Genomic DNA, 17,305 nt, shown 5'->3' with positions numbered 1-17,305 from the left:
TTCTACATAATATTCAAAAATTTAAAGATTTTTTCAGTAAATTATACTCATATTCCAGTAATATACTATTAAATATATTAATATTTTGCTTCAACCATTGTAATATAAATATATTATCATAGTTTTCTTTATTACACTTGTTAAATTCAACTTCTATTTTTTTCACAGCTGATAATGGTACACCATAATCAACTAAAAATCTAAAATTTTCACTTATCTCGCCATTCTCTAATAATGAACTAAATATACTATAATCTCCAGATATACCATTATGAATATTTTCAAAAACATATCTCTGAATAGACTCTACAACTGATAGTAATTTGGGAATTTTATAATTTGCATCATTTCTAACAAACTTTAAAACATCTTCTATAGCTTTTTCATGAAAATTTTTATTTGAATCTGTTTTTTTTATATATTCTCCTCTTGTATAAATTACTTCTTTTAATGGCCTATTAACAATATCTAATGACATTAATGCTTGTAACTTTGCAAACTTTTCATTATTATTATTTTCTAAGAATTTATATGCCAAATTTAGCGTCTTCCACAAATCTTCAAATGAAGGAATTTTACTCCACTTTAAATACGACAAATTATTAACATTCGATTTAATATAATTATATAATTTCTTCTGCCCTTCAACAGAGATCAAATTTTTTCTAATTATAGTTTGTAATTCTTCTGGTATTCCTGACACTAAACTTTTCTTTCTATTTCTATCTTCAACATAATCATCAGGTATATTAAATAAAATCTCATTTGAAATATCATTTTGATCAATAAAAGGAACATCTATGGAAAAATCTTCTGGCAAAAGCTGTTCATTAAATAAATAAACATTTCCTGTATAATACTTTCCCATTCTTCCAGCCCTTCCTTTGATATTTGCAAAATCAAAAAAATCTATGACTCTAACACCTTTTTTGTTACTGAATATCAATATGTTTTTTGCAACCGTATTTACTCCCTCTATTAGTGATACAGTAGCAAACAAAATTTGTAAAATTCCTTCATTGAACATTTCAATTTCAGAAGAAACAATATGCCTTGGTAAAGCACCATTATGAGCTCCAATCCCATACTTCATGAGTTTTTTAAGATCCCATTTTTCAGATATATTTTCATCCATCCATTCAAATATTGGTAAATTTCTATTCACAACATCAACATTTTTTAAGTAGTCTATGTACTCATTTGCTAACTTATATGCTTCATTAGGTGATTTTACGTACACTATGCTTGGTTCTTTTAGTTCCTTAAGCAATTTAAATAGTTCTTGTTTCTTTTCTTTGCTTTTAAACGGTTTATTGTTCTTTCGAACTTCTATAATATTAGTATTCACCAATGAATAATCTGTCTTGAAAAATTCCACATCATAAATTTTTATAAATTTATCTGAAAGCGAGTTAACAGAAGGTGTTAAAAACAAAGATTGAGGTTTATCATTCATTATCTTCATTATAGAAATATTTAAAGCATCTACTCTATCATCATTTCTCAAATTACTAACCTTATAGAATTCATCAACAATAAAAAAATCAATTTTAGGCATAGCCTCATATTCAAGTACTCTCTCTGCTGTTAAAATAAAAATATTTCTATCAGTCGCTTTTTGTTTGGTGTTAATAACAATATTATAATAATCTAAATATTTATACATATTTTTTCGTGTTTCATCAATTAATGCAAGAGTTGGTTGAATTATTAAAATATTGTTATACTGTTTTCTGGCAACAAATTCTTCAATAAATAGGCTTTTCCCAAAGCTCGTAGGTGCGCTAACCGCAACATTTTTCTTTAAATTAATTGCTATTTCAATTTCCTTTTGTTTCTCATGAAAGTATACACCATTTAAATATTCAGATTTAAAAAAAGTACTTCTAATACTAGATTGCAAAGACTGATTATAATTTTCAATATTTTTAATTTTATCAATATAATAAGGATAGAAACCTGCTCTTTCAACCAAGTCCAACCAAATTAATTTAGCCTCATTATTTACTTTATCCCAATTTTCTAGTACATTTATTAAAAATTTTCTAGCTTCAGTTGTGTCTATAACAGAAGAATAATATTTAGTACAATTCCAATTATATTCAAAATCTTTCAAATAGTCAGCATTAAATTTAACACTATCATTCATATTTGCTGCCCTCCTTTTAATTTTTGATGAAGAGAGGATACAAATTCTCTCTTATTATCTAAAGGAAATACCAACAAATAAACATTTAGATAATTTGCCCATAAGTGTTGACTTAATAAAGTATTCATTTTCTTATCTAATTTTTCTACTTCTTCCTTTAATGTTTTTTCGAAATTATCTTTATTAAAGTTGACTAAGCTCTTACTTTCAAATGCAGCAAACAAACATACATTAATATTGGCTAATTTTCTGAGAATTTTAGTATTAGGATCTAATAATTCTAAAATAAAATCATCACAAGCTGCTTTAGAATCGTGTATTCTATTTGTAATTATTTGAAATTCGCTGTCTAGAAAATTAACATTAAAATGATTCTCTACATCTTTTGCAAGTTCATCAATTGCTGTTTTAGGATTTTTATATAGTTTAGATTCTCCTAACCATATAATTTTTTCTTTAACATCTACATGAACCGCATCAAATCCATGGGCAACACTACCCACACTATCTTTAAAATATATTTTAGATATTAATGCATCGGCTCTAAAGTATTCGTGTAAAAGATGATATAGAAGTAACTCTCCAAATTCTCCTCTCTTGATATATTTGTCTTCTGTTGAATTAGAATTTAAATATTCTCTACTGGCTTCTTGAATTTCTTTTATTGTATATAGTTTTTTCATTGCTTCTCTTACAGTAGGTACTAAACCAATTTTATCTTTTTTCTCGTTCATCACATCAGTACCAAACGCAAAAGCAGGAATATCATCAAAAAGTTCATCATAGAACTTATCTTTTACTTGTCCATATCCACTATCAAGTAAATCAAAACTTATATAGTAAATATGCAATCTATTATTGATTTCTATATTATTTGAATGCTTATGACTCATTTTTTCTCCTTAAATTTTATTTTTGTTATATCTCTACTTAAGAAGTTTATTCACTAAAATAATTGGTTTAATGTTTGAAAACTTACTTCTAATTACTAACTCGTATATTATATATAATCTTTATTTACGCACTCTAATATATCTAGAATACCTCAATCCAAAAGATCCCAAATCCTAAGAAAAATATCTGCAGTTATATTTTCCCGTTCGTCATTTTATAAAACTTACTTTTACTAACTTTTGCCTTTCCCATCAATTCATGACTTATCATGTCTAAATCTATCAGTTTTTTTATAGATTATAACTAAAAATTCTCAATATGCTCTACGTCGAAACCCCCTATTTATTATATTATACCATTAAATGTTCGTTTAATATAAAAACGTTCTCCTCGAAATAACATTTAAGTATTAAAAAAGAAGTAGATCAATATCACTTCTTTAGTCTTTAATATTTTCTTGTCTATAATTTGCCAGACAGTGTCCGTTAAATTACATCTCATTAATTCTATTTGAAATAATTCTCACTACGTCAACAACCTTATCAAACTTCAGATTTCCAATATACTTATTTTCACTGAAATATACTTCCCATAAGGATCTTAGGTATGAATCTTCTTTTATGTCCTCGATTATTTCCTCATAGTCTTGCATTTCCTCCTGACTTTTTCTTTTCTCGGAAGTTCTTTCTATTGCTTCTTTTAAAATTTTATAATCTATATCATCTTTTTTTAGTTTGTAGAGGATGTATAGGTCGTAAAAGTCTCTCATTCGTGTTGTTGTTATATTTCTTCTGATTATGGTTTCGTATTTTTCTGCGAGAATTGTTTCTAGTGGATATGCCATTATTTTTATATCTTTTTTGCTAAAGATACAAAGATAGGTGTATTCTATCTCCCTTGGTGTTATTGCATCTCCTGTTGTTAGGTCTAGTTTCATTGGATTTTTTACTCATTCCTATTTTTACTAATAGCCATCAAAAGAGCACCTACCATTTGATAGATGCCGTTAAATGAATTTAAATTATTCTTTTACTATAGGAACCCATAATTCCATTTTATAATCTTCTGAATTAGGGTCTCCATCTCCATATACTTCAAAATCAGGACTTTCATCATGTCTATATCCTTCTTTAGGGAAGAAATATGAAATAATATACTTCCATCCTTCGTGAATACACTTTGGTATAGGTCCTTGTAAGCTTACAATAACATACTCTTTTTCAGGAATGCTGAGTATATTTAAACCTAACTCCTTAGCTTTTACCTCATCCTTCAAATCAAAACCAGCTAAGTATATATAAGTTAAATGATTTCATTATATCCATATTTCCACCACCTTTCATTTAAATTGTACAAGGATTTATTAAATTATACCCAATAATGCTAATACAAATATTATAGCATCACATGTTTATACTATTTTTCTTCTCTGCCAGACTGCTTATCTTTCCCTTTATACTCTCAATATTAATCACGATAATACCTCCATATATTTTCTGATTTCATCTTCTATTTTAAATAGTCTACTGTATTTAATAATTCGTCTTAGATTTTTATTTTGTGATTTAAAGTATCTTTTTAAGGCTTCTATAAAAATTTGCTTATCTATTTTATCTCTGTCGATTATGATGTTACAAATTGTTCGATCTATATCATAAACTGGGATAAGGTTGTCTTGTGGTGATTTTATTTCTGTCTTACCAATCTCGTATAAGTCTTTTTTTACATAGTGAACTTGTATATCCACGTATCTTTTCTTGATATGGCTTGCATTGTAGCCTTGAGGGTTCCAGCTTGATTCGAAGAAGTTTAAACCGCTGCCTATTAGCTTTAAAATGATCTACCTATTTTATTCTCTCCAATAAAAAAAGACGGCATTACATCATTAAATGATTTCTCCATCATTAAAAACGGGAGCCTATATAGCCACATTTCCCGGCTATATAGGCTCCCATTTTACAACACAAACCACCGACTTTCCCTATTAAATCTCACTCTATATAAGCAACGTTACATCTTCGCGGAAAGGCCGATACGAATGACTCTTCCATAAATCCCCAAACTTGGTGATTCGTAATTAAAGATGTTATTAACCCCCGCATAGATGGAATAATTTTTATTTTGTTGCCGTTCAATAATCATGTTCCAAATGCCGTAATTTTTCGGAATACCGTCGGCTATATCCACGCGAATATATTTTTTATCGAAAATATCAATGTACTTCGTACTATATTCTCCCCAGAACGAACCGCTCCATTTATCTTTTTTATAGCGTAACGTGAATAAATACTTCATTTCCGGTTTCATCGTCAGCCGTTTGCCCGTTTTTGATTCAATAGCATGGAGATAAGTAGCCGAAGCGGTCATTGTCCAGTACGGATTAATGTACTGTGTATATTCCGCTTCCAGCCCCGACAAGGTGACCCGATCCAAATTATTATAACTATAAATCCAATATATCGAATCATTTTTCTGCAAATTAGCAGGATGATTCGGCGGTAACTTTCTATCCGTTCGGAAAAAGTTCATATAATCGCGAATATTATTATAAAATGCCGTTATCTTCGCGTTGCTTTTACGATACCTTTTTTCCAGAGAAAGGTCCATCCCAAAGGCCTTTTCAGGCTGTAACTGCGGATTGCCTTCCCACCACCAACCGGGATAATAATAAACACGCTTATCTTCCGGTGCATCAGGATTTACACAATAATTGGTTTTCGGGCCTTTTTCCCAAAGCACACTTAAAGGCATCATTAAAAACGCATGATATCGTTCCATAATACCGGGTGTCGAAAATCCCGTACCAATGTTAAATTTGATTTTCGTATTCTTGTGTGCATACACCGTGCCTATTTCACCACTGAACTGATTTCCTGTCGTATGATGTGTATACCGAATAATCGGCAAAATACGCCACTGCTTATTAATCTGCCAGTCATCGGCAAGAGAGACATTCCATTCACGCATATCGGCACGGTACATAGGAATTGCTTTTATCCCCATATTTTTTTCTTTAGTTAACTCTTCTACATTAGGATCAAATATATCACCCGAGCAAATCCATGCCTCATAATCTTGCACCCGATGCCCCGGCACGATCATCCGCGAGCCCATGCCGTAATTGGTCTTCACTTGGGTTGTCAAAGTGACCCCATGTTGCTGATTGGGATACCCTTCCCAGGTCAGTTCATACGTCCGATCATTACTTTCCATATAATCAGTCTTATAACTATTATACATAACGGTCCGCAAGAGGGTAGCAAAATGCTTGTGATACATCGAATCTTTTATACGCAAGCGAAGTTCGCCCTTATCCCAAAAATGACGCACCGACAGCATATGATTATCGCGAATAATATGATTCATGCCCTGTAAGTAGGTCGTCCAAAAGAGATCTTTATTTTTATCATTGACAAAATCCCATCCCATACCTATATTCAGATGCCCCAAATTTATTCGCCCCAAAAAATTACGCGTCTGCGTATCGTCTATCATCTTATCATAGGCATAAGAGATTTCGGTCGAGTCTTGCGGTTGCCAATAAAATGTCGCTCCCCACTGACTGCGCTTACCAAAATAATTATCGGAAATCTGACTTGCCTTCTTCGGCGTCTTGACCGGTTCCATTTGTTTCAAAATTTCCGACTTTTTTAAATCATGGTACCTATCATTCGGATCAATTAAGGTAAAATCATAATCCCAGTACGCATGATTATAATGCGGTGCCGTTTTAGACCACGACCCCCATAGTTTTACTTGCTTATGCGTATCTACCAAATTATATCCCATGTGATAGAGCTGTTCCCCTTGATGGTCATGTGCCGTCTGTCGTGCTTCCACCTCAAGATAACCACCCGTTTTTTGCGGACGTTTCGTAATAATATTAATCACGCCCCCAATGGCATCCGCACCATAGCGAGCACCGGAAATACCGTGTGTAATTTCAACACGTTCAATGTCCTCCGTTGAAAATCGTTCCAATTCATTGGCTGCCCCCGCTAGTTTTGCCAGTTCTCCGCTTATTTTCATTCCATCCATCATAATGGGAACGTGCCGACTTTCTGCTCCTCGCAGAGAATAATTCGTTCGATTCATCGGATCAATACTAAACGACATCCCCGGAACCGCTTCCAAGACATCACGTAAGTTTTGCATCTTTTTTTCTTTAATTTCTTTTTTGCCGACAACGGTTACCGTTTTCGGTCTTTTTTGAATCATTTCTCGTGCCGTTTCCGCCTTTACTACGACCTGTCCCGTCGTATACGAAGCCGCATCAAGCATGCCGCCCATGCCGATGCTACTAAATAAGATCGCAACCACGGCCATATAAGCTCGTCTATTCATACTTTTCTCCTTCATTAAAATACTACCTTTAAGGAAACACTCGTATATTCTTGCGGTTCGCTTGTTTTTTCCCGATAAATAGTTTCACCTTTATTATCATAAGGACCAAGATCTTTTTTCCAAGGAGCCACGCGTTCGGGTGTACGATTTATCCAACTGGAACTAATCGTTTGTGCAACGGAAAGCGTCACGTTCTTAGCCAAACGATAATCCATGCCCAGTCCCACCGATTTGATATTATCAACATCTTTACGCCACGATGCCGAAGAACCGCCTACTTGTGCCCCCTTGTCGGCATGCAAATATTCAACCCACATATCCCAAGAACCGACTTTCTCCTGTACGTTACCAAGGGTAAACCGGCCTAACCACATGGCAGGTTTGGCTTTCATACCACGCTCATCGGCCATCACTTTTGCCGCATCATTTTGCTGTACCTGTTCATAATTTAAGAGTAAACGCCCTTCATGAGGAAAGAGAAAATCCAAATACGTTCCCCAAAGCGACGTTGCACGGAAGGCGGACTGATAGGTTTTATGTGCTTCCGTCCCATCGGGCAAGGAACGATATTTGGCCGGCACCATAAATCGACTATAATAAAGACCTATGTGTGTATTTTCATTCAGTGCCGTATCCCCCGACAGAAAAGCCGTTTTTACCTGAAGGGGGGCCGTTGTATATCCATATATTTTACTCCACTTATCACCGGGGCATTCCACCATTTTCTGATTGCCCTGCTCATCAAAAGCATAGACCCGTGCCATCGTAGTATCGCCGCTCTTTAATTTACCATAGCCGGCAGTAAGACCGCCTTGGCCGGTTTCATGGCGAATAATCGCACCGTCCAAAACATCCCCGTACTGATACCCTTTGCCCAGTGTGTAATCATCGAATCGTCCTACTTGCAGAAGAACCTGCTTCAACGGCCGATAATTGATATAGGCTCGATTAATAAACGTTTTAGTGGTCTGTGCCGTTTCGTTACTGCTAAACTGCTGATTATCCGTTGTAACCCCCACATGCAGATTTACCCTTTCGTTTACGGGTGCATCCGCCCGCAAATTCATCTGATAATCCCAAGCTCGCTCACCGCTATATCCTGCATCAACTTCATAATGTGCTTCATCTCGCTTATCAAACTTTTTATTCGGATAATTCCACCGTAAAAATTCATACCGACCCGACATAGCTTTCTGATGCCGCCAACGCAACCGAGCATCTCCCGATACGGTTACCGTACCTACGCGGGATTCTAATTGATCCACTCGTACCCCCAGTGTTTGCAATTCCGTAGCAAATTCTCGTGCCAATTTATAAATAACTTGCCGTTGTGATGTGCTCGCCCGTGTTACTTGTGCTAAAGCTTTCGCCGTAATTTCTGCGGCTTCATAGCGAGTGATAGACCGATTTCCTTCAAACTCTTTCCCATTTACACCTTGAATGATGCCGGAATTCGCAAGATCTGCCACGGACCGATATGCCCAACTGTCAGACGGCACATCGACAAAAGGATTTTCTGCATAAGCACCACTAAAACCTATTAATGACATAACCGCCAACGTTATGCTTATTTTTTGAAACTTTTTCATATACTCCCCTCTCTCCATTATGATATTATTCTTATTTTCCTTTTTAATATACCCCCCCCCGAGTACTTTTTCTACTCCATTTGGACATAAAATAATCCAATCCGACATTTTTCTCACATTTTTCACTAATTTTTTATTTTTTATTAATAATATGACAATATATTCCACCATAAAATTCTTGTAAAAAACAACCGTCTATGAAAGCTTCCTATTGTAACGCAACAAAAAAATGGATGCCACCTATAACATACAGGCCGGCATCTATTTATTATCTAACTACATAATCGCTATAACTAATATACTGCACATAGATCATTAGTGCTTTTATTTAATCAAATGATAGACCAATATTTTTAGTGCTTTCACTTCTTTTTCTAATTTTTGTTTTTTTCTTTCCATTCATTAATTGCTACTATATTTCTACGCTTGTTGCTTTTATTCTTTTGTCTCCCTTAAAGGAAGACAAACGCCTGTATTGAAAATGTGTTCGCTCGTACCTTAACGGTAAAGCGAGTCTGCTTTTTGAATTTTGTAGCTTAGTATTTTTTAATACTCTGCCGACAAGACGTTGTTTTTACAACCAATCGGCACATATCATAAAAAAACGGCATGCTTCGCATTTCGCCGCGAAGCTGCCGTCTTTACCGGGACCCTTGAAAACGTCCCTTGCCTGTTTATAAATATTTTTTTACTGAAATATTCAGCCGTACCTGCTCTTCCTCTCGCTGTACCCCCGTTCGATACGTCACGGAAGAATGAATGCTATAATTGTTTTTTCTTTCCCTATCTATCCCGATTGCCGTTTCTGTATCTATCTTTTTACCGTCTGTATAATTCAAATACTTATTGAACTTAACATATATATCCCGATACATGACCTTCATACCGACTCTAAATTCTCGATCCCGTATATCCGCCCGGGCAATTTTTCTTTGCAAACTGTCCGTATACGGATCCTGTACATAGTGATGATATGTATACTGTACTTCCGGCTGCATCGACCAATGATTCCGCATCTGAATCTTCCGCCCTACTTCCAAGGACAGCCCTATATCATCCGCCCGTACCGAAGCCTTTTGACTACGATATACACCGTCATTCACCGTATGTATATCTCTGCCGAAAACTGCATACTGACACAACGCATCTACATACAGTCCATGCGAAAAATACGTTGTCTTGCTTAAACCGCCGCCAAACATCTTGGTACTTCCATTCGCCACATGAAACCCTGCTTTATTATAAATAAAGTTACCATTTTCATCCATGATAGTTCTTCCTAAATATTGCGTCTCTTCTTGCCCATAAAAGAAATATATCCCCGTAAGGCTCCCGTCCTGTCCGATTGTATTCCTGCCGACACCTAACACCTGACTATAGGAATTCTTAAAAAAACCTTTCCGAATTTCCTTTATTTTCCATTTCCCATTTTTATCGACTTCCCACGTCGGTACCTTAAATGTACCGAAATATTTTCGATGTATACGGTTTGTCGTATACGTTGTCCACCACGATGATTTCTTCTCTTTTTCCGCTGCCGCCACGTTTCGCCGCTCCAAACTCATAATGCCCGCTTTCGCCAAATCAAGCCCGGTATCCGGGTCGGACGGCAGGATGTGTACGGCATTATTAAGTAATACAAATCTTCCCTTGTTATCGAGAAACATATAATTTTTCCCATGAACAGTCAACTTTACAGCACCGGTGCTAAACCAACCCCCATATACCCGTCGCAGAACCGGCCTTTCCAATTCAGTCACGACCGTACCGTCTTTCGGGTCCTTCGTACGATTACGCAAAATAAAGCCGACCGTTTTATTCTTATCTATCGGTGCATTTGTCTTCATCTTATATATGTTAGTGTACTCATCTTGGGGCCGAATCATGACGGCTACCCAATACTCTTTTCCTTCTATTGTTTCTCTTCCCACTTCCGTATAATCATCCGTATCCGTCAGTTCATGCACCGTTCCGTCCGGATGGATATACCGATATGTATTTAAATCATTTGCCGCCGCAACCTCGGTCATGAATAAGCAGGCTGCGACCAAAACACTATATACCATTTTTTTCATGCGATTTATCCCTTTCTTGTCATTCCTTTACAGATGCCATCGACACACCGCTTAAAAGTGAAATTGTGCCCAAAAGCGATAGGTCTGTTGCCGTTTTTTATACGTTTTACCGCTATTTCTTGAACGCCATAATACCATCGTGCGGGAGGAAATCGCCGCCCCCAACTCGCCGTTCTGATGAAAATGTCGTGCCACCCCGACTTCATATTCCGTTGCCGCCGGCAAACGATACTGATTATACCACGAAAAATATCGGTTCACCTTCGCATAAATACCCTTATACGCTACTTGCAAACCGACACGGATGTCTTCTTCATGTCGATATATACGCCCGAATTTCCTTTGCAAACTGTCCGTATACGCATGTTGATCATACAAATGATACGTATACTGCACTTCCGGTTGTAAAAATACATGAGACATGACCTCTATATGCCGCCCCGCTTCCACCGACAGTCCCACATCCGATCCCTGTACGGACGCCTTTTGACTGCCATATATGCCGTCATTTACCGTATGTATCTGACGGTCAAATACGGCATATTGCCCCAGTACTTCTCCATACAGCCCATGTGAAAAAGGTTTAGTCTTACGAAATCCCACGCCGAACATATCCGTCTTGGCATTGGCTACATGAAAGCCGTTCGGATTCGTAATCCACCGTATCCTTTCATCAAGAACGGACGACCTGAAATATCGACCGGCCTCTTGTCCGTAAAAGAAATACATACTGTTTACACTCTTATCACGCCCTGTGCGATTTTTACCGATGGTCCATACACGAAGCTGCGTTTCTTTCTCAAACAGATTATACCGCATTTCGGTTTTCCACTTCCCCGCCGCATCTCGTTCCCATAACAACCGCTTGCTTCCCACTACCCGCACATGTTGTATATGTGCCGACGTATAATGGGTCCACCACGCTGCCGGCTCCGTCACTGCGGACACCTTCCCATGGGTTTCACCATTCTGTAAACAGATCTTCGCCAAATCCACATTTGTATCCCTGTCGGTAGGCTCTATATGAACGGCATTATTAAGCAATACCATTTTTCCCGGAGTCTTCGGTACAGAAACCTCGATTCCGTCTGTGGTTCCCCATGCATGAGGGCATTTTGCCTCACCATATAAATTACGAGGAATTTCTTGCTCCAGTTCAGTTATCTGCTCCCCCGGCTGCTCCGGATCGGGCATCCGCTTGATAACCGTAAGGCCCTCGTGATGAGTCAACGGTACATTCGTTGCCAATTTACCGATAATCGTATCCTGCGACTTAGGTACCGCCGAAAAGGCCACCCAATACGTTTTTCCTGCTGCCGCTACTTCTCCCACTTTCGTATATCCCGCATCCGTAATATTGACAATCGTACCGTCCGAATTAACATAACGATATGTATATAAATCATTTGCCGTCACCGTACCGGTCATCATCACCGTCAATACGGCCCACCAACATACAGTTTTTTTCATCCTGTACAACCTCCACAGTTTTTTAAGCTAATATTTTTATATTTTACTATTATTTCTGATAAATATGCAAGTCCTATATCCTATTTTCTCTATAACCCTCCCGTAATTAACAAATTTTCCACCCGTCTGCTTCAATAAATCTCGAATGATCTTACTTTTCCCCGAACCAAGATCGCCGATAAAGATGAGAATTTTTTTCTCTTCCTATATCACCTTCTTCCATCATTTTAACCCCTCTGTATCTGTCACTATGAAAATTACTTTCGTTTGTTAATATCGACTTACTCGTATCTTTATTTTTTAGAATGGCAAAGAGCGTTATTATCTATTCTACATATCCAATATCAATCTGTTAATAAATTGCTAGATATTGACATTTTATAGAGTTCTTTTCTCCCATGTTTTCAGTAATACATCGTCTTACGTTTTGCCGTTAGTCATCCTTCACAACATAAATACGGCGGCTTAGGCAGCTAGCTTAACCAGATACAACTTGATAAGGTGCATTTAATTCTACTCGTAACCACACATAGTAAATGCCTTGCTGTTTTTCATCATTTGTTCTCCCTATATTGTTACACACCTTTCACAACTGCATAGATTCTATTTTTGTCTATCTCTATATAGCCTATAAATAATATAAAATACATTATATGTACCATAATAGTCTATCTTTTCATATATAGATAAAAACGAATATACTAAAAAAAACGTAGCGAACAACAAGCAAATTTACTTCACCTATTGTCCAAATCACCAGAATATCCTATAATACACATATTCAATTATTATTATTTTTCTCAAAGGAGAGTGTACTATGACAAACAATTCTGGTTTTTTGAATCGTTTGTTCCATTTACATGAAAACGGAACAAACGTGAAAACGGAACTCTTAGCCGGGATTACGACCTTTATGACAATGGCATATATTCTGGCTGTCAATCCGACAATTATGAGTATTACCGGTATGGACAAAGGTGCCGTGCTAACCGCTACCGCCTTAGCCTCTTTGGTAGGCACGCTATGCATGGCCATCTTTGCCAATTATCCCTTTGCTTTGGCTCCCGGTATGGGACTGAACGCTTTTTTTGCCTATACGGTAGTTTTACAAATGGGATACACTTGGGAAATGGCATTAGCAGCGGTTTTCGTAGAAGGGATTATTTTTATTGTCTTATCCTTAACCAATGTTCGTGAAGCTATTTTTAATGCAATTCCCCTAACCTTAAAAAAAGCCGTTTCTGCAGGGATTGGTTTATTTATTGCCCTTATCGGTCTCTTAAATGCACAAATTATTGTTGCCAATCCTGCCACAAAAATATCTTTATTTTCCTTTAAACATTCTTTACTCAACGGCTCCTTTCATACCGTCGGCATTACCGTCCTCATTGCCATGATCGGAATTTTATTAACAGCGGCATTAATTGTTCGAAAAGTGCGTGGCAATATTCTTTTGGGTATTCTCTTTACTTGGATTCTGGCTGTCATTTGTGAATTAATAGGCTGGTATGTACCGAATCCCGAACTTCATATGTATAGTGTCATTCCCAATCTTTCCGCCGGTATCGCCTCCTTTACGCCCGTCAGTTTATCTCCTCTGCTGGGCAAACTCGATTTTACTCGCTTCTTTTCCTTAGACTTTGCAGTTGTCGTTTTTGCCTTCCTTTTTGTAGACATCTTCGACACTTTGGGAACATTAATCGGCGTATCTTCCAAAGCCAATATGCTGGATAAAGAAGGAAAATTACCCCGTATTAAAGGTGCTTTAATGTCCGATGCCGTAGCCACTTCCATAGGTGCCTTAATAGGTGCCAGTACCACTACCACCTATGTAGAAAGTGCTACCGGCGTCAGTGAAGGCGGACGCACGGGCTTAACAGCTGTATTTGTAGCCATATTCTTTGCACTTTCGCTGTTTCTGGCACCGATTTTTATGGCTATTCCTGCCTTTGCAACAGCCCCGGCATTAGTCATTGTGGGCTTCCTCATGTTGACCTCGGTAACGGGCATTGATTTCAATGATTTCAGCGAATCAATTCCGGCATACATTACCATCATCAGCATGCCGTTTTGTTATAGTATTTCTGAAGGCATTTCCTTCGGCATTATTTCTTATGTAATCATTAATTTAGCTACTGGACACTACAAAAAAATTAGCCCTTTAATGTATATTTTAGCTATCATTTTTGCCTTTAAATATGTTGTCTTGTAACTACCTAACGCCGAATCCGCCGGACCGGTTCCACAAGAAAAAAACAAACGCCTGACGGAAAACGTTTACACAAGAACACAAAAACCGCTATGACCTACATGATCATAGCGGTTTTTATTGTGGTCTGTATTATCTTAATTCACAAGCGAATTGTTCTTTCAACGTTTGTATAATGCGGTCTAAATCGCCTTGAATATCCGTTTCCGTAAGTGTTCCTTCGCTTGATCTAAATACTAATGCATATGCCAAACTTTTATACCCTTTAGGTACTTGTTCCCCTTGATAAGAATCAAATAAAGTAACTGATTCTAAATAAGAGCCGCCTTCTTTTTGGATAATATCCATAATTTGTTGATGCGAAACCATTTCAGGAACAAGAAAAGCTAAATCTCTACTCATAGCAGGGAATTTATCTATCTTTTGATAATTCGGTAAAAATTGAACATATGGCAACAACGTGTCGATGTCAAATTCAAACATATAAACAGGACCGTCCACATCATATTGATCCACCCCTTGCGGATGCAGCTCTCCAAAACGGCATAAAACGTGATCATCTATCACATATTCCGCTGCTTTTCCCGGATGCAACGGGGCAAATGTAGAACGCCGTAACGTTGCTTGAATGCCAAAGGTATGCAGAACATACTCAACAATTCCTTTTACATCATAAAAATCATATTCTTGTGCCACATCGTTCCAAACTTGGCCTATTCGTTTTCCATATAAAAGTCCCATCACTTGCTGATGTTCTTCCGGTTGTTCTACCAAAGGCAATGCTTTCGGTATGTATACTGCCCCTATTTCATAAATAGCAACAGTAGGATTTTTAACCGCTTGATTTCTCGCTAAAACATCCATCAAAGAAGGTAATAAGGTAGTCCGCATGTAAGGATATTCTTCTGTAATCGGATTTAAAATAGGAACAGCCTGATATACTTTATCGTCTTTCTGAAATAATAATTTTTCCAAAGACGAGGTATTCATAAAGCTAAAAGTTACTGTTTCACTTAGCCCATAACGACTTAATACATCAGAAACTTTTTCTCGCAACTGATGTGAACGTGTTTCCGTTCCTTCCGTAATATGACTCCATGGACGAGTCGATGGAATATTTTCATAGCCATAAATACGAGCTACTTCTTCTGCAATATCAGGCATTTCAGTACAATCACCACGATAAGAAGGAACCGTAACGTTAAACACGTTACCTTCTTTTTGGACAATAAAATGCAATGTTTGCAAAATAGAAATCATTTGTTCTTCGGCAATATCTGTACCTAAAAACTCGTTAATCTGTGTAGCGGAACAAGTAATATGTCTTACTTCTTGTTTATGTGGATAAACATCAACAATACCAGCTGCCGTTTCACAAACCGCTATTTGTTGTAATAATTGAACGCAACGATTTAACGAAGCAATACATCCTTCCGCATCAAGTCCCCGTTCAAAACGTGCAGATGCTTCCGAACGCAATCCCAAAGTACGTCCAGTATGCCGAATATTAGATCCCTTAAAAGAGGCACATTCCAAAATTACGGTTTTCGTTTCTGCCGTAACTTCCGTAGCCAAACCACCCATAATTCCAGCTACACAGGCTGCTTTTTCCGTATCTCCAATAACTAACATATCTTTATGTAAAATGCGTTTTGTTTCATCTAAGGTCTGAATCTCTTCCCCTTCAGCAGCACGACGTACCACAAGATGATGATCTTTTATTTTATCATAATCATACGCATGCAAAGGGATACCTAATTCCAACATGACATAATTCGTTACGTCAACTATATTATTAATCGGACGTACCCCTGATTTACGCAATCGCATTTGTAACCATAAAGGAGATGCACCAATCTTAACATGCGTAAGAACACGTGCAGTATAACGGGAACATAAATCCGCATCTTGCACAGATACAGTCAAATAAGAATCAACTGGGTCTGCCGATTCAGTTAACGTAATATTAGGATACGTTGCTTGTGCTTTACCCAAAACAGCAAATTCTCGGCTTAATCCCACCATGGAAAAACAATCGGCCCGATTGGGTGTTAATTCATATTCATAAACAGTATCGGCAATACCCAAATACGTTACCAAATCTTCTCCTACGGGTGTATCCGCCGGTAAAATCCAAATACCTTCACGTTCTTCAGGCAACAATACCGTATCATCAAAACCAAATTCTTTCGCCGAACAAAACATCCCTTGCGATAATATTCCCCTCAATTTTGATTTTTTAATCTTTACACCCCCAGGTAAATGTGCTCCATGCACAGCAACAGGAACAATATCGCCTTCTTGAATATTATGTGCCCCTGTTACAATTTGTAGGGTTTCTTTTCCCATATCAACTTGGCAAATCAATAATTTATCCGCATCAGGATGTTTTTCAATCGTATTGATTTTTCCACTATATACTTTACTAATATCTTGTCCCCAATATTCTACCTGTTCCACAGGAATGCCAGCAATCGTCAACGTATCTGCAAATTGTTGCGGATCTGTAATATAATCTATATTTACATATTCTTTCATCCATTGTAATGAACTTTTCATATGACTTCCTCCCTAC

At 37.0% G+C, this 17,305-nt stretch carries 10 protein-coding genes; 1 reads left to right on the top strand and 9 read right to left on the bottom strand.

Annotated features, from left to right (window positions below):
* Window positions 1–13 precede the first annotated feature (13 nt).
* The 8 genes from HMPREF3182_RS01325 to HMPREF3182_RS01285 all read right to left on the bottom strand — a co-directional run bounded on the left by HMPREF3182_RS01325 (window position 14) and on the right by HMPREF3182_RS01285 (window position 12,521).
* The gene (locus tag HMPREF3182_RS01325) at window positions 14–2,149 is read right to left on the bottom strand and encodes a DEAD/DEAH box helicase (protein WP_062485065.1); all 2,136 of its coding nucleotides are present in this window, start codon (window positions 2,147–2,149) and stop codon (window positions 14–16) included.
* On the bottom strand, window positions 2,146–3,042 hold the full coding sequence (locus HMPREF3182_RS01320) for a HamA C-terminal domain-containing protein (protein WP_062485063.1): 897 nt from the start codon (window positions 3,040–3,042) through the stop codon (window positions 2,146–2,148). The genes HMPREF3182_RS01325 and HMPREF3182_RS01320 overlap by 4 nt, the downstream gene beginning before the upstream one ends.
* A 491-nt stretch (window positions 3,043–3,533) precedes the next feature.
* Window positions 3,534–3,980 (bottom strand): nucleotidyl transferase AbiEii/AbiGii toxin family protein, encoded by a 447-nt coding sequence (locus HMPREF3182_RS01315; protein ID WP_062485062.1) that lies wholly within the window; start codon window positions 3,978–3,980, stop codon window positions 3,534–3,536.
* An 84-nt stretch (window positions 3,981–4,064) separates the two neighbouring features.
* Complete coding sequence (locus HMPREF3182_RS01310; RefSeq protein WP_072270815.1) at window positions 4,065–4,340, bottom strand: GyrI-like domain-containing protein; 276 nt, start codon at window positions 4,338–4,340, stop codon at window positions 4,065–4,067.
* 713 nt (window positions 4,341–5,053) lie between these two features.
* On the bottom strand, window positions 5,054–7,387 hold the full coding sequence (locus tag HMPREF3182_RS01300; RefSeq protein ID WP_062485060.1) for a TonB-dependent receptor plug domain-containing protein: 2,334 nt from the start codon (window positions 7,385–7,387) through the stop codon (window positions 5,054–5,056).
* 14 nt (window positions 7,388–7,401) lie between these two features.
* Window positions 7,402–8,976: an S-layer homology domain-containing protein gene (locus tag HMPREF3182_RS01295; RefSeq protein WP_062485094.1), complete on the bottom strand. Its 1,575-nt coding sequence runs from the start codon at window positions 8,974–8,976 to the stop codon at window positions 7,402–7,404.
* 674 nt (window positions 8,977–9,650) lie between these two features.
* Complete coding sequence (locus HMPREF3182_RS01290; RefSeq protein WP_062485058.1) at window positions 9,651–11,051, bottom strand: autotransporter outer membrane beta-barrel domain-containing protein; 1,401 nt, start codon at window positions 11,049–11,051, stop codon at window positions 9,651–9,653.
* A gap of 51 nt (window positions 11,052–11,102) precedes the next feature.
* Complete coding sequence (locus HMPREF3182_RS01285; protein WP_062485057.1) at window positions 11,103–12,521, bottom strand: autotransporter outer membrane beta-barrel domain-containing protein; 1,419 nt, start codon at window positions 12,519–12,521, stop codon at window positions 11,103–11,105.
* Window positions 12,522–13,338: 817 nt separating this feature from the next.
* On the opposite strand from HMPREF3182_RS01285, the gene HMPREF3182_RS01280 reads away from it, so the two are divergent.
* A complete protein-coding gene (locus HMPREF3182_RS01280; protein WP_062485055.1) occupies window positions 13,339–14,733 on the top strand; it encodes an NCS2 family permease in 1,395 nt (464 codons plus the stop codon).
* A gap of 129 nt (window positions 14,734–14,862) precedes the next feature.
* Here HMPREF3182_RS01280 and pheT read toward each other — a convergent pair whose 3' ends face one another.
* A complete protein-coding gene (gene pheT / locus HMPREF3182_RS01275; protein WP_062485053.1) occupies window positions 14,863–17,289 on the bottom strand; it encodes a phenylalanine--tRNA ligase subunit beta in 2,427 nt (808 codons plus the stop codon).
* Between the last annotated feature and the right edge of the window lie 16 nt (window positions 17,290–17,305).

The sequence above is a fragment of the Megasphaera hutchinsoni genome (genome assembly GCF_001553405.1).
GTDB classification, from domain to species: Bacteria; Bacillota; Negativicutes; order Veillonellales; family Megasphaeraceae; genus Megasphaera; species Megasphaera hutchinsoni.
This window is presented reverse-complemented; position numbering and strand designations above follow the sequence as displayed.

Bases quoted from the DNA above. Each gene is read 5' to 3' on its own strand.
- HMPREF3182_RS01325 (WP_062485065.1), bottom strand. From the start codon at position 2,149: ATGAATGATAGTGTTAAATTTAATGCTGACTATTTGAAAGATTTTGAA.
- HMPREF3182_RS01290 (WP_062485058.1), bottom strand. From the start codon at position 11,051: ATGAAAAAAATGGTATATAGTGTTTTGGTCGCAGCCTGCTTATTCATG.
- HMPREF3182_RS01315 (WP_062485062.1), bottom strand. From the start codon at position 3,980: ATGAAACTAGACCTAACAACAGGAGATGCAATAACACCAAGGGAGATA.
- pheT (WP_062485053.1), bottom strand. From the start codon at position 17,289: ATGAAAAGTTCATTACAATGGATGAAAGAATATGTAAATATAGATTAT.
- HMPREF3182_RS01320 (WP_062485063.1), bottom strand. From the start codon at position 3,042: ATGAGTCATAAGCATTCAAATAATATAGAAATCAATAATAGATTGCAT.
- HMPREF3182_RS01295 (WP_062485094.1), bottom strand. From the start codon at position 8,976: ATGAAAAAGTTTCAAAAAATAAGCATAACGTTGGCGGTTATGTCATTA.
- HMPREF3182_RS01280 (WP_062485055.1), top strand. From the start codon at position 13,339: ATGACAAACAATTCTGGTTTTTTGAATCGTTTGTTCCATTTACATGAA.
- HMPREF3182_RS01285 (WP_062485057.1), bottom strand. From the start codon at position 12,521: ATGAAAAAAACTGTATGTTGGTGGGCCGTATTGACGGTGATGATGACC.
- HMPREF3182_RS01300 (WP_062485060.1), bottom strand. From the start codon at position 7,387: ATGAATAGACGAGCTTATATGGCCGTGGTTGCGATCTTATTTAGTAGC.